Origin of the sequence: Mobiluncus holmesii ATCC 35242 (genome assembly GCF_000185445.1) — a bacterium.
In the GTDB taxonomy this organism is placed as follows: domain Bacteria; phylum Actinomycetota; class Actinomycetes; order Actinomycetales; family Actinomycetaceae; genus Mobiluncus; species Mobiluncus curtisii.
Genome location: NZ_GL622346.1, coordinates 41,441 through 60,230 on the forward strand (window position 1 = coordinate 41,441; position 18,790 = coordinate 60,230).

The 18,790-nt window shown below is 55.9% G+C and carries 13 protein-coding genes; 10 read left to right on the plus strand and 3 right to left on the minus strand.

Translation table 11 applies throughout. The features are described from left to right. Positions 1-90: 90 nt before the first annotated feature. Both HMPREF0576_RS00205 and HMPREF0576_RS00210 read left to right on the plus strand, forming a co-directional pair. A complete protein-coding gene (locus tag HMPREF0576_RS00205; RefSeq protein WP_004010264.1) occupies positions 91-2,565 on the plus strand; it encodes an RNA degradosome polyphosphate kinase in 2,475 nt (824 codons plus the stop codon). 37 nt (positions 2,566-2,602) lie between these two features. After that, entirely contained in the window at positions 2,603-3,592 is a 990-nt protein-coding gene (locus HMPREF0576_RS00210; RefSeq protein ID WP_245527277.1) for an NUDIX hydrolase, read from the plus strand. A 72-nt stretch (positions 3,593-3,664) separates the two neighbouring features. Here the strand turns inward: HMPREF0576_RS00210 and HMPREF0576_RS00215 are convergent, their stop codons facing one another. After that, positions 3,665-4,699 carry an inorganic phosphate transporter gene (locus HMPREF0576_RS00215; protein WP_004008438.1) on the minus strand — a complete coding sequence of 345 codons (1,035 nt, stop codon included), beginning with the start codon at positions 4,697-4,699 and terminating at the stop codon, positions 3,665-3,667. Positions 4,700-4,711: 12 nt separating this feature from the next. Next, complete coding sequence (locus HMPREF0576_RS00220) at positions 4,712-5,332, minus strand: DUF47 domain-containing protein (protein ID WP_004008437.1); 621 nt, start codon at positions 5,330-5,332, stop codon at positions 4,712-4,714. 450 nt (positions 5,333-5,782) lie between these two features. Here HMPREF0576_RS00220 and HMPREF0576_RS00225 point away from each other — a divergent pair, with 450 nt between their 5' ends. The 8 genes from HMPREF0576_RS00225 (at position 5,783) to ppdK (ending at position 16,996) form a co-directional block, all read left to right on the plus strand. Then, complete coding sequence (locus HMPREF0576_RS00225; protein WP_004010267.1) at positions 5,783-6,733, plus strand: hypothetical protein; 951 nt, start codon at positions 5,783-5,785, stop codon at positions 6,731-6,733. Between the two features lie 45 nt (positions 6,734-6,778). Beyond that, a complete protein-coding gene (gene ygfZ / locus HMPREF0576_RS00230) occupies positions 6,779-7,885 on the plus strand; it encodes a CAF17-like 4Fe-4S cluster assembly/insertion protein YgfZ (protein WP_004010268.1) in 1,107 nt (368 codons plus the stop codon). A 1-nt stretch (position 7,886) separates the two neighbouring features. Then, complete coding sequence (locus HMPREF0576_RS00235) at positions 7,887-8,243, plus strand: DUF2516 family protein (protein ID WP_004010269.1); 357 nt, start codon at positions 7,887-7,889, stop codon at positions 8,241-8,243. 50 nt (positions 8,244-8,293) lie between these two features. Next, positions 8,294-8,776 (plus strand): D-aminoacyl-tRNA deacylase, encoded by a 483-nt coding sequence (gene dtd / locus HMPREF0576_RS00240; RefSeq protein WP_036324075.1) that lies wholly within the window; start codon positions 8,294-8,296, stop codon positions 8,774-8,776. A gap of 77 nt (positions 8,777-8,853) precedes the next feature. After that, entirely contained in the window at positions 8,854-11,508 is a 2,655-nt protein-coding gene (locus HMPREF0576_RS00245; RefSeq protein ID WP_004008432.1) for an ATP-dependent Clp protease ATP-binding subunit, read from the plus strand. A 173-nt stretch (positions 11,509-11,681) separates the two neighbouring features. Continuing rightward, on the plus strand, positions 11,682-12,182 hold the full coding sequence (locus HMPREF0576_RS00250; RefSeq protein ID WP_004008431.1) for an RNA polymerase sigma factor: 501 nt from the start codon (positions 11,682-11,684) through the stop codon (positions 12,180-12,182). A gap of 156 nt (positions 12,183-12,338) precedes the next feature. Next, complete coding sequence (locus HMPREF0576_RS00255) at positions 12,339-13,982, plus strand: hypothetical protein (RefSeq protein WP_004010271.1); 1,644 nt, start codon at positions 12,339-12,341, stop codon at positions 13,980-13,982. Positions 13,983-14,263: 281 nt separating this feature from the next. Beyond that, the gene (ppdK, locus tag HMPREF0576_RS00260) at positions 14,264-16,996 is read left to right on the plus strand and encodes a pyruvate, phosphate dikinase (RefSeq protein ID WP_004008429.1); all 2,733 of its coding nucleotides are present in this window, start codon (positions 14,264-14,266) and stop codon (positions 16,994-16,996) included. A gap of 204 nt (positions 16,997-17,200) precedes the next feature. Here the strand turns inward: ppdK and HMPREF0576_RS00265 are convergent, their stop codons facing one another. Next, positions 17,201-18,670, minus strand: a complete 1,470-nt coding sequence (locus tag HMPREF0576_RS00265) for an alpha/beta hydrolase (RefSeq protein WP_004010272.1) — start codon at positions 18,668-18,670, stop codon at positions 17,201-17,203. Positions 18,671-18,790: the final 120 nt, after the last annotated feature.

Consider the following 18,790-nt stretch of genomic DNA (forward strand, 5'->3'; position numbering starts at 1 on the left):
CGCTGCACCACTTGCCGCCCCCGCACGGGACAGCAAACTGCACATAAGCAATACATGAGCAACACTAACCAATAGTTGAGGGGACATAAGGTGTCGGATAACCAGAAGAACAACGCTAAACCGGAAACAAATGGGACAGAAATTCCCGTCCCACCTCCCTTGCCGGGAACAGAAAAGAAATCCCTGTTCGCGGGCGCTACGGCGGAGGAAATGTTTCCGAAAAACGATTTGAATCCCGGTGGTTCCCAAGAATACGACGATGCGGACTTTACGGAACCACAAGCCCCTCGAGAAGAAACCCTGCCCGACCCGGTCGCGATAGCTCGTGCGGACGCCTTAGGCTCAAAACTCAAAAAGAACAAATCCTCAAATAAGATTGACCACAAGCCCCTCACCCTAAAGAAAGAAGACGGGTTGACACCCGACGGGCTGCCGAAACTGCCCAAGGGGCGTTTCGCCGACCGGGAACTGTCCTGGCTCGCTTTCAACCAGCGCGTCTTTGAACAAGCCCAAGACCCGCGTCTGCAACTGTTGGAACGGGCGTGGTTCCTGACGATTTACTGCTCCAACCTGGACGAGTTCTATATGGTACGGGTCGCGGGTCTGAAGCGCCGTATCGCCGCGGGATTCGCGACAGTTTCCGCATCGGGGTTGACTCCGCGTCAGCTGGAAGGCGAAATCAGCCGACGCTCCCACGAGATGACCGGTAACGTCTATCATTATTTCCAAGACGAGATTCGCCCAGCTCTGGATAAAGCCGGTCTTGTCATCACCGATTGGGATCGTCTGAACGAAACTCACCACGAAATTCTGCACCGATACTTCCGCAATCAGGTGTTCCCCATCCTGTCGCCGCTGGCAGTGGACCCGTCCCACCCCTTCCCTTACATCACTGGGCTGTCACTGAACCTGGCAATAATTGTGCGTAACCCCAACACCGGCAAAGAACACTTTGCGCGTATCAAAGTGCCACCCATCCTGCCGCGCTTCGTAGCCGTGACAGAAAACGGGGTCGAGAATGACCCCTCGAGCGTAATTTTGGCAGGGGAAAAGGTTAACTTCGTCCCCATCGAACAAATAATTTCTGCACATCTCGATCACCTGTTCCCCGGCATGGAAATCAAAGAAGCCCACGAGTTTAGGGTGACTCGTAACGAGGATTTGGAAGTCGAAGAAGACGACGCGGAAAATATTTTGACCGCGATGGAATCTGAGCTCGCGAAACGGCGTTTCGGACCGGCAGTGCGCCTGGAAGTGGCGGAATCTATGCCGGCGTTCCTGTTGGATTTCCTAAAAGAGAACCTCGAAATTGGGACTTCCGACGTGTTCCGACTCCCCGCGCCGCTGGACCTACGCGGTCTTAACGACCTGCACGACTTGGACATTCCCCAGTTGAAGTACCCGCCGTATGTGCCCGTGACCCCGGCAGGACTGGCAGAGAAAGAATCATCGAAACCTGCGGATATATTCAGCTCAATTCGTGACCATGATGTGCTGATACACCTGCCTTACGATTCTTTTGCCACCTCGGTGCAGCAGTTCATCGTGCAAGCCGCGCAAGATCCGAACGTGCTGGCAATCAAACAGACCCTGTACCGGACCTCGGGTGATTCCCCAATCGTCCAGGCCCTGATTGACGCCGCCCGTGCCGGTAAACAAGTCGTGGCTATCGTCGAGATTAAAGCGCGTTTTGATGAGGAAGCCAACATCGGTTGGGCGCGCAAAATGGAACATGCAGGGGTTCACGTGGTTTACGGTTTAGTGGGGTTGAAGACGCACTGCAAGCTATGCCTGGTGGTACGTCAAGAACCTGACGGACTGCATCGCTACTGCCACGTCGGTACCGGCAACTACCACCCGAAGACAGCGCGTGGGTATGAGGATTTGGGTCTGCTGACTGATGACCGCGAAGTCGCCCAAGACCTGACCCGTTTGTTCAACCAGCTCAGTGGATACGCGCCCCGCTCGACATTCCACCGACTGCTGGTCGCCCCCCGTTCCATTCGTGACGGCTTAATTGAGCGGATAAACCGCGAAATTGCTAACAAGAAAGCTGGCAAGAAAGCTGGAATCCTGTTCAAAATCAACTCTATTGTTGATGAGCGTATGACGGATGCGCTCTACCGGGCGTCCCAAGCGGGAGTACCGGTGATGATTCAGGTCCGTGGTATTTGCTCCATTAAGCCGGGTATCCCCGGTCTGAGCGAAAACATTAGAGTGGTGTCTATCCTGGGACGATTCCTGGAGCACTCGCGAGTCTATGCGTTTAAGAACGACGGGGACCCCGAAGTGTGGATTGGTTCCGCGGACCTGATGCACCGTAACTTGGATCGTCGCGTCGAAGCGCTGGTGAAAATCGTTGACCCCGAACAGATTCAATATCTGATTGATTTGGTCAAACACGGCATGGCAGAAACGACTGCATCATGGCGATTGATGCCTGACCAACAGTGGGTGCGAGTCAACCGCAACGATGCCGGGCTGCGTCTAGAGGATATCCAGGAAACCTTGATGAGCCACACCTCCTCGCGGGTGGCAGGACGCGGTGGCGTCTCACGGCATTGAAACGGGTGCTGAGGACGATACCGGAAAGGGGAATGCGATGAGTAAAGTATTAGCTGCCGGCGGGGTGGTTTGGCGTGGCGGGGAACTGCGTCCAGCCCTGGAGGGCGTACCCACCCACACCCCTTATGAATTTTTAATCGTCCACCGCCCAAAGTACAACGACTGGTCCCTACCAAAAGGAAAAATGGAACCAGGTGAACTGCTACCTGCTTGTGCGGTGCGGGAAATCGCCGAAGAAACGGGGGTGCAAGTGTGCCTGGGACCACAGCTCGGAGTCACGGCATACTCGGTGGAGGGGCGTCAGAAACAGGTGACATACTGGCTGGCTCAGGTGCGCCACAGTGCGGCGATACTGGCCAGACCCTATGTGGAACCCGCCTCGACACGCGAGATAAACGAGACTCGCTGGGTCGACCAGACGCGAGCACAGGAACTTTTGACTCAAGAATACGACCGTCACCTGATAGCGCACGCGGAGGAATGCCTGCGACAGGGCTGGGGAGACTCGACACCCGTCATGCTCGTGCGGCACGGGAAAGCCAAGAATCGACTGAAATGGAACACCGATGATTCCTTGCGTCCGTTGAAAAAACGCGGCAGACACCAGGCTGAGAATCTCGTTTCAGTCCTGAGTGCTTTTGGAATTTCTCGCATGTTTTGTTCCCCGTGGAAACGCTGCGAGCAAACGATACGCCCCTACTTGAAAGCCAGTGGAATCAGGTGCGAATTTCCGGACGTGTTGAGCGAGGATGGTTACGCTGCCAATCCTTACGCCGGGCGGGAACTGTTGCGCGCACTGCTCCAAGCTGCCCCCGCGGAAGGACCGACCGCCCTGTGCTCCCATGCCCCGGTGCTGATTCCGCTGATGCGGTCTCTGGGCAACGACTTTTTGAGAGAAACCCTGATACCTCTGGAAACTGGAGAATCCCTAATCGTCCACGTAATTCCTGGCGTTGAAGCCGACCCGAAACTGATCGCTGTCGAACGGGCAGAAGCGGAACCACCCGCCGGTTACGCGCGGGATTAGTCAGAAATCCGCACAAGCCCGCTCGACCGGTTTTTGTGTTCGCTCGGCGCGCGGAGGGAGATGGTGCGCTGCCTAGATTCGCAGCAGGAATTCCAACAGGCTGTAGACCGCGGCAGCGACCACGGCAGCAGCGGGAAGAGTCAGCACCCAAGCCACCACGATGTTTCCTGCGGTTCCCCAGCGGACTGCGGAAAGCCTGCGAGTCGCGCCCACTCCCATGATGGCGGTGGTCACGGTATGCGTAGTGGAAATCGGGGCGTGCCAGATAAACGCGGTAAAGTACAGCACACCCGCGGCAACTGTCTCGGAGACAAAACCGTTAGCCGGATTGACATGAATCACCCGAGAACCCAAGGTCTTCATGATGCGAAACCCGCCCACGAAAGTGCCGGCGGCAATGGCGATAGCCGCCGCAAACTTGACCCACAGAGGAATGGGATCATCCAAGTCAACATGACCGGAAGCAACCAGAGCGATGAAAATGACCCCCATGGTCTTTTGTGCATCCTGCAAGCCGTGACCCAGAGCGAGCGCCGCGGAAGAGAACTTTTGACCGACCCGGAATTTGCGCATGGTCCGACGATAAGCCAGGTTCTTCATGAACATCATCACCAAGCTCATCAGCACATACGCGAAAGTGAAACCAATCAGTGGGGAAACCACCATCGGAATCAAAACGTGGGAAGTGATTGTCGACCAATTCACCGTGACTCCCGCTGCCAAGCCAGCCCCTGCCAGACCACCAATCAGTGCGTGCGAGGACGATGACGGCAGCCCAAAGTACCAGGTGATGATGTTCCAACAAATCGCCCCGATGAGACCCCCGAGAATAATCAACAGACCGTGGGCTCTCTCGGCGTGAGAAACAGCCGTGGCATATCCGGACATGTCGATGATTCCGGAACCGATAGTTTTCGCCACCTCAGTCCCCAGCAGAGATCCCACCAGGTTCATGACCGCAGCCATCGCTAGGGCAGTGCGCGGCGCCCAGGCTCGTGTGGAAATTGCGGTGGCAATAGCGTTGGCAGCATCGTGGAAACCATTGGTGAAATCAAAGACAACTGCGATGACAACGACGAGAACGACCAGTAGCAGAGAAATATCCATCGGGGAGCACCCTCAAGATTCCTTTATCGCAATGCCCTCAACCAGAGCAGCTAGATGCTCGAAAGCATCGCAAGCATCCTCAAGCCGTTCGGTGACGTCTTTCAGCTTGATGACCGCTATCGGGTCAGGATTGTGATTCACAATATCGGACAGGCAATGCATATAAATCTGGTCGGCTTGATTCTCTAAGCGGTTGACTTCCACCCAGTATTCGCGCAGTTCATCCAAGGTTTTCAGGCGTGGCATGGCGGAAGCCGTAACCTTGGCGCACTTTTGGAGGATGGCTGCCTGTTTATGCAAGCATTCGGGAATTTCTTGCAGCTGATAGACCACAATAAGATTTCCAGCTTCGTCTACTAAGTCCATGCAATCGTCCAGACGGTAAGCCAATTCGCTGAGATCATCGCGATCCAGAGGCGTGACGAAAGTCTGGTTAATTTTGTTCATGAACTCGTGGGTCAAATCATCAGAAGAATTCTCGACCGCGTGTAAATCGTTGCGCACCCCATCGCGCTGCGCAGTCGGGAGCGACATCAATTTTGCCAAGATATCGGTGCCCTCAATCAGGTTGTTGGCAATTTCGGTGAGCTGCTCGAAAAATCCCTCATCTTTGGCGCGATTGAACAGACCCATTTTTCACCCTTCTTAGTGATGGATTCGGCAAAACCTGACTAGCCTGAGAACCAGTTGCAACAGTTCTAGCGAATCGTGTTATGTCGGTCTCGTTTACTCTATCTGGTTGAGACCTACATTGTAAAAACAGGGTAAGTTTTAGGGCAAAGACAGGTTAATTCGGGTCGCTACCAGAAGGTTTGTCAGGTTAAAGGGGAGATTAAAAGTTTTTTTCGTTAAAACCGGAGACAAGGTATCGCAGGTGTGGTAACTTAAATACAAGACATCGATGTCCGTAGAAGCCCCGGGCTCCATATACTGCCGCTACGAGCGGCCTTCGCGCCGACAGGCGCTTTACGGTTTCGGTGTCGTTGAAGGCTCCGCTTGTCGGAGCCTTCAGAGTTTAACCCCAGAGGAACGCCAGAACAGGCGCGTTCCTGGCAGCTCCCAAACTTATGAGAGAATCAGAGCATGACTTCCCAGCCTCACGCGGAAAAGCCGGACCCCTCCCTGACCAATACGGTAAAAATTACGCGTCGCGTGCGTCGGGAGGAACACCAGGCAGAACAGATTGAAAAGCTGCCGAAAGTTCCGGAGTCCCTAATCGGGCGGGTCATCTGTGCACATCCTGAAATCATCACCGCCCTCGCGGCTTTGGGTATGTCCCTCATTTTTGTGCTCCCTGCGGATTTCCTGACCGTGGCAGGGGTTATCGCGGTAGTGTGTTTCGCCTTCGGCTGGGCGCATTTGGCGCATCTTCCCGCCCCCCGAGCCTCTTTCATTCTGTTGACTACCTTTGGGGTGTTGGCTGTACTGATGGGAAGAATCTTTGGAGATTTCTCGATAGTGGCAGAAGTCGTGGGCTTGGGCGTCATGGGGGCTTTCATCGTTGAAATGCTGCGTCGCCCCCGGACAGATTTGTTGAGCTCAGTGGCGGGCAATGTGACCGGAATACTCATCGTCTCCACCGCGGGGGCTTGGGTCATGCTAGAAGCGGAAACACTGTGGTATTTCCTGCTGGTGCCCGGCGCGGTCACTCTCATCGGGGGATGCATCGGTATGGCGATGAGCGCCAATTGGCAGTTGAAATGGAGAGTCTTTACAGGAATCCTGTTCTCGGTAATTTTTGGTTTGGCAGCCGGGGCAGCCATCCTCGTGATGGAAGGAACTTCGCGGGATCAGATGGTGCTTTTTGCGGGGGGACACCTTCCCAGCTTGACCGTGGCTTTGGTTTCCGGGCTGCTGCTGGGGGTCGTGTTCGGAATTGCGTTCGCGTCACTGACGGTACTTTTTAGTGGCGACCTGGCTCCATCAACAGTTTCGGCCGCGGTCAGCCAAGCTTTCATTCCCGTTCTCGCAGCGGCGGTGCCGCTCTATATTCTGGCGCGGCTTTTAGTGGGGGAGGGTCCTACACTTGCTTGAGGAATGTTCCCAGGTTCGCGCCCAAACTGTAAATAGGGGGTAAAAATGCAAGTCACCTATCCGAGCGTTGACCGAAGTTGGCCGGGGGCGGTCGCAGACACGGGCTGGAATCACGGGCTGGAACTGCTCGAAGGGCGTGGCTATGTCACGATTCCCTTGGGAGTGCTGAAAGTTTCCGGGACAGATCGCTGGACGTGGCTGAACTCTGTCAGTACCCAAGATTTTTCCAACTGGGAGACTGCCTCGTCACGAGAAGCCCTCATTCTCGACCCCACCGGACATATCGAGTTGAGTTTTTTCGCGGTAGACGATGGCACTAACGTATGGATTCTGACCGAAGAACCGCGAGGTGCCGTCGAGTTTTTCCAGTCGATGCGGTTCCGTTCCCGTGTGGAAATCGTCGACGTGAGCGCAGACTTTGCCGTCATAGGCTATCTGAAAACCGGGGACAAGGACTCTTTGGCAGCCCAATTTTGGAGTGAGCAGGCGCGCGTGATCTGGACTGATCCCTGGCCTGGTCCGGTGGGAAACACGACCACTTTCACCACTCCCGGCGCGAGCCACCCGGCGGACGACCCTGCCGCACCCCACCGTGAACTGGCGGTAGTTTCGCGTCCTGACCTACCGGATCTCGAAGCAAAGGCGGCAACGAACGCCCTGATGAAAGCAGACTTAGGCGCTTGGGAAGCCGTAAGAATCTCCCTATGGCACCCCCGCCTGGGGTGCGAGGGCAAACCGGGGACCCTCCCTCATGAATTGGACTGGCTGCGGGTCGCTGTCAGTTTGCAAAAGGGCTGCTATCCCGGTCAAGAAACCGTGGCGAAGCTGACCAATCGGGGTCGTCCCCCGCGCCGCCTCACGTTTTTGGATTTAGATGGGTCCCGCGAGGAACTCCCTGCCATAGGTTCTCCTCTCACCTTGGAATCTGACGGCTCCGAAGTCGGGGTGTTGACCTCCGTGGCTTATCACCCCACAGACGGTCAAATCGGTCTGGGCTTGCTCAAACGCCAGGTTAATCCCGCGGAAATACTGCTGGTGGAGGGAACGCGCGCGGCACAAAGCGTCATCGTGGACCCCAGCGGGGACAACCCGCGACGCCTGGACGACAGCAAGCTAAGCGGTTTACTAGGTTTGAGAGCGAGGAAAAAATAAAATGTCGGATATTTTCGCGGCGATAAACTCGGTGCAAACGTTTCTGGTGCTGGGATTGGTCCTGATTGTGGTGGGAATGAGCCTGTATGCCTTGATCCACACCCTGACTACCCCCGCCCAGGCTTTTCCGACTGAAGGCAAACGGACCCGCAACTTTTGGGCTTTGCTGAACCTGCTGGCACTGGTGATTTCCTTCTTGGGGATAACGCCCAACGGTTACGTAGGTTTATTTGGCGTAATGATGGCTCTGATAATTCCGGCTGTGTACTTGGCAGATGTACGTCCCGCCGTGGCTTCGTGGCGCCGACGCGGCAATAACTCGCGAGGAATGGGGCAACGTCCCCCAACGCCCTGGTGAACCCGGAACAGACAGAACGAGACGGCGACGCAAATCGGAAAGGAAAATCGATGCGAGCAGTAATTCAGCGTGTTAACGGCGCAAAATGTGTAGTTAACGGTGAGGTCACCGGCGAATTTACGGGACCGGGACTGGTGGTCCTGTTAGGGGTAACTCACACGGACGGAGACGCGCAGGTCGAAAAAATGGCGCGCAAGATTGCAAATCTGCGTATTTTTGACGCTCCGGGTGCCTATGATGCGGCTGGGGGGTCTGAGAAACTTTCACAAGCGCGTGGTGCGGAAGCTTCCGCGGTCCAGTTGGGGCTGCCGGTGCTGCTGATTAGCCAATTCACGCTCTATGGAGACGCGCGCAAGGGCAATCGACCTTCGTGGGTGGCGGCAGCACTGGGAGAAGTGGCGCAACCGCTGGTCGACGCGGTGGGAGCCGCGCTGCAGGATCAGGGGATGCGAGTGGAACGCGGAATTTTCGGGGCTGACATGAAAGTGAGCTTCACCAATGACGGACCGTTCACGATTCTGTTGGAAGTGTGAGTTAGCCGGTAGTGAACACAGTCGCGTTTTCACGGCGCGGGGGCATAAATTGGTAGCGAGTATTAAAGGGAGTGCGTATGTTTGAAAGATTTACCGACCGAGCCCGCCGGGTGGTGGTGTTAGCCCAAGACGAAGCCCGCCGGCTGAACCAAAACTATATTGGCACCGAACACCTGCTGCTGGGACTAATCCATGAGGGTGATGGCATCGCGGCGCGAGCTTTGGAAACGATGGGTATCTCGCTAGAGGCTGTGCGCGCTCAGGTGATTGAGATTATCGGTGAGGGAGAGCAGCCCACTACCGGTCATATTCCCTTTACCCCGCGAGCCCGCAAGGTGCTGGAATTTTCTATGCGTGAGGCGTTGCAGTTAGGGCATAACTACATCGGTACCGAACACATCCTGCTGGGGTTGTTGCGGGAAGGCGACGGGGTCGCCGCCCAAGTCCTCATCAAACTCGGTGCTGACCTGAACAATGTGCGCCAGACCGTTATCGAACTGCTGTCTGGATACCAGGGCGGTCAGTCTCAACAGAGCGGTCGCGATACTGTGGGCGTTGGTGGCGGTCGTGCCGATAACCCCAACGCGGGGGGTAACTCGGCAATCCTGGACCAGTTCGGACGCAACCTCACCCAGGCGGCGCGGGAGTCCAAACTTGACCCGGTCATTGGACGCACCAAGGAAATGGAACGCGTCATGCAAATCTTGTCCCGGCGCACCAAGAACAATCCGGTCTTGGTTGGTGAACCGGGAGTGGGTAAAACCGCCGTGGTGGAAGGTCTGGCCCAGAGTATTGTCCGCGGAGACGTCCCGGAGACTTTGAAAGATAAACAGCTTTATTCTCTGGATATGGGTTCCTTGGTGGCGGGTTCGCGCTACCGTGGTGATTTTGAGGAACGTCTCAAGAAGGTGCTGAAGGAAATCCGCACCCGTGGGGACATCATCTTGTTCATCGACGAGATTCATACCCTGGTCGGTGCGGGCGCAGCGGAGGGCGCGATTGACGCTGCCTCCATTTTGAAACCGATGCTGGCTCGCGGTGAGTTACAGACCATCGGCGCCACCACCATCGAGGAGTACCGCAAGTACATCGAAAAGGACTCGGCTCTGGAACGACGTTTCCAGCCGGTCAAGGTCGAAGAACCCAGCGTGGAAGAAACCGTTGCCATCCTCAAGGGGCTGCGGGACCGTTACGAGTCACACCACCGAGTCATGATTACTGACGCGGCTCTCGCTGCCGCGGCGCAGCTGGCGGATCGTTACGTATCTGACAGGTTCTTACCGGATAAGGCAATTGACCTGGTTGACGAAGCTGGAGCGCGTTTGCGGATTAAGCGCATGACGGCGCCGCCAGAGCTGAAGGAAGTCGACGAAAAAATCGCCAAGACCCGTCAAGCCAAAGAGGCTGCCATTGATGCCCAAGATTTTGAAAAGGCTGCCCAGCTGCGTGACGAGGAAAAGCATCTGACGGAAGAACGCGCAGCGAAGGAATCCCAGTGGCGCCAGGGCGAAGACACCTCTGAATCAGTGGTTGACGAGGAGCAAATCGCCGAGGTCTTGGCGATGTCCACCGGCATTCCAGTGTTCAAACTCACGCAGGCAGAGTCCTCGAAACTGCTGCGGATGGAAGACGAACTGCACAAGCGCATTATCGGGCAAGACGAAGCGGTCAAGGCAGTGTCCCAGTCCATCCGCCGGACCCGCGCCGGTTTGAAAGACCCGAAGCGACCCGGTGGCTCGTTCGTGTTTGCCGGACCCACCGGGGTGGGCAAGACCGAGCTCGCCAAAGCTCTGGCAGAGTTCCTCTTTGGTGACGAAAACGCCCTGGTACAGCTGGATATGTCCGAATTTTCGGAAAAGCACACAGCATCCCGACTGTTCGGCTCGCCTCCGGGCTACGTCGGCTACGACGAGGGCGGTCAGCTCACCGAAAAGGTGCGCCGCAAGCCCTTTAGCGTCGTGCTGTTCGACGAAGTGGAAAAGGCACACCCGGATATCTTTAACAGCCTGTTGCAGGTGTTGGAAGAGGGACACCTCACGGACTCGCAAGGACGCCTGGTCGACTTTAAGAACACCATCATCATCATGACCACGAACCTCGGTACCCGTGAAATCAACAAGGGCGTGCTGACTGGTTTCCAAGCCAGCGGCGAGTTAGCCACGGACTATCAGCGGATGAAGGGCAAGGTTCAGGAAGAACTGAAACAGCACTTCCGTCCCGAGTTCCTCAACCGGGTGGACGAAATCGTGGTGTTCCCGCAGCTTGAAAAGGGCGAAATCCTGCAGATTGTTGACCTGATGATCGCCAAGCTCGATGACCGGATGCTGGATCAGGGCATGGCTTTGCAGATTACTCCCGCGGCGCGAGCTTTGCTGGCGCACAAGGGCTTCGACAAGACGTTGGGAGCTCGCCCGTTGCGTCGGGCGGTGCAGCGCGAAATTGAGGACGTTCTGTCCGAAAAGATTTTGTTCTCTGAGCTGGGCGAAGGACAGACCGTAACGGTAGACGTCGAACCGAGGTTCATCAAGCACGAGTCTGCAGACAAGGTGAATGGGACGGATTGGGAGTTCACTGACGACGCCGAATTCACATTTACCGGCTCGGACGGGCTGCCCGAAGGTCGAGCTCAACAGCGCCGCAAGCTCGAAGACGTGACCGCAGCGACCATTCGTGAAGCCGAATTGGCAGCTCGGGAAGCGGATGATTCTCCGGATAAAGAGCCGGCGGCATAAGCACCATAGACAACTTCGCGGGTCTGCCTTAGCAGACCCGCGAAGAGTTTAACCCCTCTCCGGAAGTCATCCTTTCTGAAACAGAGTCGTTATGGGTTCATGGTTGAGCCCGTTACGGGGTATATTCATAAGAGTCATATTTGTTGCGTCGCGTCAAGGGAGAGGCCGAATCTATGTCCACCGCCAGCCACGATGAACAGTGGTTTGAGCGAGTATTTGCGGAACACGGCACGGCTATAGTGAGATTCCTCTATCGTCGTGGAGCCTACAGTGACGCTGAGGATTTGGCAGCAGAAGTCTTTACCGTGATGTGGAGGAAAAAAGCCGAAGTCCCCGACGGCGCCGAACTGCCCTGGCTGTACAAAACCGCGGGCTTGACCTTGGCTAACTGGTATCGCAAAAAGAAGTCCCTACCGATGGGGGATAACCAAGAAAGCCTGGACTCTACCGATTTTTCCGACCCTGCCCAACTCGTCGTGGAGGACCAGGGCATGCGAGCCGCCCTGCTGAGTCTCAGCGAAAGAGACCGAGAAATCATCCTCGCGGTCGCCTGGGAAGGCTTGAGCGGCAATGCCTTGGCACAATATTTGGGAGTGAGTCGCTCGGCAGCGGATGCAGCCTTATCACGAGCGCGGAAACGGCTGGAGGAAGCGATTGAAAATAATACTTCTTAGGGAAGTGTAAGAAACGCCAGGCAGGTTACATGTATATGTTGCAAGGTCGAAACTGTGCCGGGCCTGAGGACGGTTTCGACCAGCTAAAACTTTTATTGATATGAACGACGAAATTCGGTAATCACAACGATTGCCGTACAGGAGAAGGACCAGGAAGTGGACAACCACAAAGTCGAGATGAGCGGGCTGGAGGCTCTGCGCTCACTCGACCCTGCCTGGAACCTGCCCGTTGATTTAGACTCGTTGCGCGCCAAAGTTTCCGCCCAGATGGAATCTGAAGGTTTGACTTTTGCAGCGCAGCCACCCGCGCATGTGGTTGCGACGGAGACTGCGGATACCCAAACTCCGGTAGCGGAAGTTGTTTCTCTGGCGGTGCGCCGGCACACGCTGGCAGTGCGTCGTAACTGGCTGGTTGGCTTGAGCGCGGCGGCGGCGGCAACAGTGGTCGGTTTTACGGGATGGAGTGCGCTTTCCCCCGATGAACGTGGCGCCGTGCCCATTTCAGATGACGGCGTGGTGATTGCAGACGGACCGCGTATTACTGCCGCGGGCTCCGAGATTGTAGTGCCCGGAGCCAGTGAACGTTTGGAAAATGTCGGCGATGTCGAGTTCGTAGCGGCGGGTCATTTTTCTACCGTTCCAACTAAAGCCCCGATTTTGCGTGTCGGGAAAGGAGCCAGTGTTTCTGCTGATCAAGTCCAGAAAGTCGCGAACTCTTTGGGCATGAGAGGCTCCGTTAAAAAGAACGGCGCCGGATTCACGGTCACGGATACCAAGGGGGCGACCTTGACGGTCACTGTGGGTCAGCTGACTTCTCTGACTTTTGATAACCCCTCGGCGGTGCGGATGGAATGCGTACCGGTGAAACCTGGAGATGGCAACGTAGAACTGCCGAACCCTGACGCGACCAAGAATCCGACCGAGAACTCTGGCGCTAGCTCCAATAGCTCTCCAGCTCCGAGCACTTCGACCGCTCCCGGCTCCACGCCGCTGGAACCTGGTGAACCGACTGAACCGAGCGTGGCGCCGACCCCGAAGTGGACTCCAACCCCGACCGAGACGCCGACGGAAACTGTTCCTCCGGCGGTACGCCCGGAAATTCCAGAACCAAGTCATCCCGCCACCAAGGGAGCTACGCAAAACGTTGACACCGCAGATAACGTTAACGTACCTGGCGCAGTGGTCGAGGTTGGTCAGCTGCAAGTCCTGCTGGTCGTAAACCAAACCACGGATCCTTCCGGGAATTCGCCCATAGAGACCGTTGAACCGCAGGCGACGCAGAACCCGTCTCCGGGACCAACTCCTTGTGTCATGAAAGTGGCAGGAAACGCGCCCTCTCCCCAAAACGCTATCGCCCAAGTTGAGAAAGTTGCGGCTTCTCTGGGAGCTACCGTGATGAGCCGCTCGGCAGGAGCCAGCCAGAAAGATGGTCTGACCACGGTAACTGTTCCGGTGAAGATGCCTGGTCAATCCTCAACCCAAAGCTGGAAAGCTGTAGTTTCGGAAGCTGGGGTGGCTTCGATTCGAGCCAACTTGGGTAAGGAAACGAAGATTGGCGAGTACAAGGTTATTTCTGAGGCTCAGGCAGTGGAGCGTCTCAACAATCCGAAGTACGGTCCTTTGGATGTGCATAACCAGAAGGGTCTGCCCACCAAGATTGACGGTCGAATCGACTTGGTGAGTGCCCGGCTGGTCAGTCAACCAGTCAGACAAAAGGACGGCTCCATCCTGGACATGCCGGTCTATCTGTTGACTGACTCTCAGGGGCGGGTTTGGACAGTCCTGGCAGTGGCGGAGTAAGCCCGCTACAAACCCTCCCACCTCTGTTCCTTTCCTGCAGCAGATTCCGCGCTCGTTTTTCGCGGGAAGGGGAACCTGTCCTGCGTACCGAAGTTCCTCCCCTTTTGCACCACGAAAGGGGAGACGATTGAACCGTGGAACGTCACGCGGTAAGGGGCTTGAAACCTGGCAAAAACCCGTGAAGTGACGAGAATGCACGGTGTGAGTGAGGGCGGAAATATTGCTAGGATAGTTCTGGCGCGTGGTGCGCAGATAGTTCGAAAAAGTTGGAGGCTTAACACATGCCCAAATTCGTTTACCGTTTTGCAGAAGGCAATAAGGATCAAAAAGACCTGTTGGGTGGCAAGGGTGCAAACCTGGCGGAGATGAGCAACCTCGGGTTGCCGGTTCCCCCGGGATTTACGATTACCACCGATGCTTGCCGGGCTTACCTAAAGGAAGGTAAAGTCCCCGAGGAAACTACCGTGCAGGTCACCAAGGCTTTGCGTGAGGTGGAAGAGACCGTTGGTCGCGAGTTGGGTGCGGCTGAGGATCCATTGTTGGTGTCGGTGCGTTCCGGCGCAAAGTTCTCTATGCCCGGCATGATGGAAACAGTTTTGAACGTCGGTCTAAACGATAAATCCGTAGAAGGTCTGGCTAAGATTGCTGGCAACGATCGTTTCGCTTGGGACTCGTACCGCCGCTTGATTCAAATGTTCGGTAAGACCGTGCAAGACATCGACGGCGACCTGTTCTCTGATGCGCTGGATAACATGAAAAAGAACCGTGGAGCTAAGGCAGACACGGATTTGAATGCCAGTGACCTGAAAGAACTCACCGCGCAGTTCAAAGAAATCGTTAAAGAGCAAACCGGTAAGCCGTTCCCCCAAGATCCGCGCACCCAGATGGACATGGCGATTGAAGCCGTGTTCCGTTCCTGGAACTCGGAACGCGCCCGCATCTACCGTCGCCGGGAACGGATTCCCCACGATTTGGGTACCGCCGTCAATATCGTGACCATGGTGTTTGGCAACATGGGCGCAGATTCCGGCACCGGGGTGTGCTTTACCCGTGACCCCTCCTCGGGTCGTCCGGGGGTGTACGGAGACATTCTGATGAATGCCCAGGGTGAGGACGTCGTGGCGGGTATCCGCAACACCGAAACCCTGAAAGACCTGGAGGGACACGATAAAAAGTCCTATGACGAACTGTTGGGTATCATGCGGAAGCTCGAAACTCACTACGAGGACATGTGTGATATTGAGTTCACCATCGAACGCGGCAAACTGTGGATGCTGCAGGTGCGCGTGGGTAAACGTACCCCGGCAGCGGCTTTCCGAATCGCTACGCAGCTGGTTGATGAAGGCTTGATTACCACCGACGAAGCCCTACTGCGGGTCACCGGCGAACAGCTGCAAAACCTGATGTTCCCGATGTTTGACATGTCTGGCAAACCAGAGGTGTTCACCAAGGGGATGGCGGCATCCCCCGGTGCCGCGGTGGGCAAGATTGTGTTCGATAACGACGCTGCCGAGGCTTCCGCTAACGCTGGGGTGCCGTGTATCCTGGTGCGTCGCGAGACGAACCCCGATGACTTGCGGGGCATGGTCGCAGCGGCAGGCGTGTTGACCAGCCGTGGCGGCAAGACTTCTCACGCCGCAGTGGTGGCTCGCGGCATGGGCAAGACCTGTGTGGTCGGGGCAGAAACCATCGTGGTTGACCAAGCTGCCAAGACCGCGACCGTGGGGGACACCGTCCTGCACGAAGGTGACGAGATTTCCATCGACGGTGGTACTGGCGAGGTATTCCTTGGTGCGGTTCCGGTGCAGGATTCTCCGGTGACCACTTACCTTTCTCACGGTTTGCAGGCCGGTCTGGACGCCTCAGACAGCGAAGATGAAAAGGACTTGATTAGGGCAGTCGACCGCCTGATGACTCATGCGGATGAGGTTCGTCGCCTGGTGGTGCGCACCAACGCGGACACCCCGGCAGACACGCAGCGGGCCTTGGATTTCGGTGCAGAAGGCATCGGTTTGTGCCGTACTGAGCACATGTTCCTGGGCGACCGTCGTCCCCTGGTAGAAAAGCTCATTCTCTCTCCGGAAGGGTCCGATGAACGTCAGCGTGCCCTGGATGCCTTGGAGCCATTGCAAAAGGGCGATTTCAAGGAAATGCTGAAGATCATGGACGGCAAGCATATGACCGTTCGTTTGATTGACCCGCCGCTGCACGAGTTCCTGCCGGACTTGACGACTCTGGAGATTAAGAACGCGGTGGCAAAAGCTCAGGGCGAATCGCTCTCGGAGGAAGACCAGCACATGCTGGAGGCGGTGCGCCGGATGCATGAAGAAAACCCGATGCTGGGTCTGCGCGGGGTTCGCTTGGGCATTTACCTGCCGGGCTTGTTTAAGATGCAGATGAAGGCGCTGGTCTCGGCGGCTTGCGAACTAAAGAAGGACGGCTTGGATCCCCATCCGGAGATTATGGTCCCGTTGATTGGTTCCATCCGCGAGCTCCAGTTGGTCCGCGATGAAGCTGAGGAAATCATTGCTCAGGTTCAAAAGGAATACGGTGTCACCTTTAACGTTCCGGTCGGTTGCATGATTGAGCTGCCGCGTGCCGCCATGACTGCCGAAACCATCGCCAAGGAAGCCGAATTCTTTAGCTTCGGCACCAACGACCTGACTCAAACTACCTGGGGATTCAGCCGTGACGATGTGGAAGGCGTGTTCTTCCCGCAGTATGTAGAAGCCGGAATCTTTGGGGTCTCCCCGTTTGAATCTATCGACACTCACGGGGTGGGTCGCGTTGTCGCCGAGGGCGTAAAGCGCGGACGGTCCACCAAGCCGAATCTGCCGATGGGTATTTGTGGTGAGCACGGTGGTGATCCGACTTCGATTCACTTCTTCCACAAGGTCGGATTGGATTACGTGTCCTGTTCGCCGTTCCGGGTGCCCGTGGCACGTCTCGAGGCGGGTCGTGCCGCTGCAGAACATCTGAAGTGGGACGAGTCCGCAACACAGGGTGTTGAGTAATCCTCAACGTCGCATCTAAATAAAAAGCATTTGGTGCCGGGTTCTATAAAGAGCCCGGCACCAATTTTGCGCCAGGGTCTGGCACACCGGGAAACGTGGACACCAGGAGCGTCCCGCAGCGTCGCCATCGTGGTAGTTGACCTCTCAGACAGCTTTAGAATAAGCGTATCATCGCAGGTAGTAAGCATTTAAAGGAAGATTTGCTTATTTGTTAAGAATGCCAGAATGAGAAATCCAAGCTGCCACTTCCGCGAAAAACTCTGCCCGTTCCAAAGGCTGGGACAGAGTTAAATCATGTAAACCGGACATTTGTCGCAGCGTTAATCCGCTGCCCACTCGACCGTAAAGGGTATTGATTCGATCTGCGATGAGATTTCCATTCAACACCGTGTCAATGTGACGTGCCGCTTCGGTCCAGCCTACCAGCGCAGTTTTATAGGGGTTTTCCATCTCTAAAGCGTTGCTGCTACCTCTAGTTAACCTTGACATGGTTGACAGATATAGCTGATGTTTCAACAGGTTCTGACGGCGCGGTGAAAGCCCAAGAGACTTCCACCTCTGAGCGATGAGCTTGTCAATCCGAGCAATCTCCGGCTGGTAAAAATCATCCGGGTCATGCGCTGCCGTCAAGCAGAGTACAGGTTGGTCAGAAAAACGCGCATAATCGACCAGCCACTGCTGGGTGCTCAGGATAGCGGAAAGCCAACCAAACAAAAGGGGAGTCCCGCTGCTCATGCGCCAACGCGAGTTTGTGGTCCAACCGCACACCGCCGGATCATTGCGAAATGGAACTAGGCGGCGAGGCAGCGGCGAACCAATAGTGCGGTATCCCACCAAAGAGTCTTGGTAAACCGTAGACCCTGGTCCCAGCATGGGGATATGCAGCTTCTTTAGATATTTCGCGATGAAGCTACGGACCGTATTCCCGGCAGGAATTCCGGATACGTCATGTACCACCCAGGGCGAAATAAAGATGAGACCGTCATAGGCATCGTGGTGACGCGAAGCCCACCCGGAAACTACGGCACCCCCATTGGAATGCCCCATCACAACTACCGGCAAATCAGGGTGTTCCTGGCGAGCTGTAGCGATAGCCCAATCTATCTCACAGTCATAAGAGGCGTAATCATCCTCGTAACAGTTAAACGAAACTAAACCGGACCAGGGTGGCATATTCCGACCGTAACGATGCAGGTCAAGACCGTAAAATGCGGCTCCCAGACGCGCCATCATCCGCGCCAGATGAGCTTGATAAAAATAGTCATTCCAGCCGTGAACGTACACGGCGATAAAACGGGGAGCCGACACCGCGTCAAGTTCTGTTTCGACTTGGATTTCGCGCCCTCGCAGCTCTGAGCTGAGGTAATCCTGAAGGTAATCCAGATTTCGGGTTGATGAGCTGTCCCATTGAGCCGATATGCCGGAATCGGAAACGTAGCCCTCGGTATGCTGTTGGGGGCTGGCTGGCGGCGGGAGAATCCGGAAGCTGCCCTGGTTAGGACCCCCACCGGGTTTCACATTTACCGGTACGACTCGATCGGGCAGCTGTGATTTTGGATCCTCCGAGGGAATGTAGCGCACCAACGTGGCTGTGCGTGGAGAAATCTGATCGGGTTCCAACTGAAGTTTCGCAGCCTCGAACCCAGGACCCAGTACGTCAGGAAGGTATCGCATCCTTAAATTCTAACGTGTGTGACGATTCGTGACGCAGAAATGACTGAATTTTCAAGGTTTTCCGGTCAGGAATAACAAATTTGAAACCTGTCCCACTCAGGTTCCTGATGGAATCAGTCC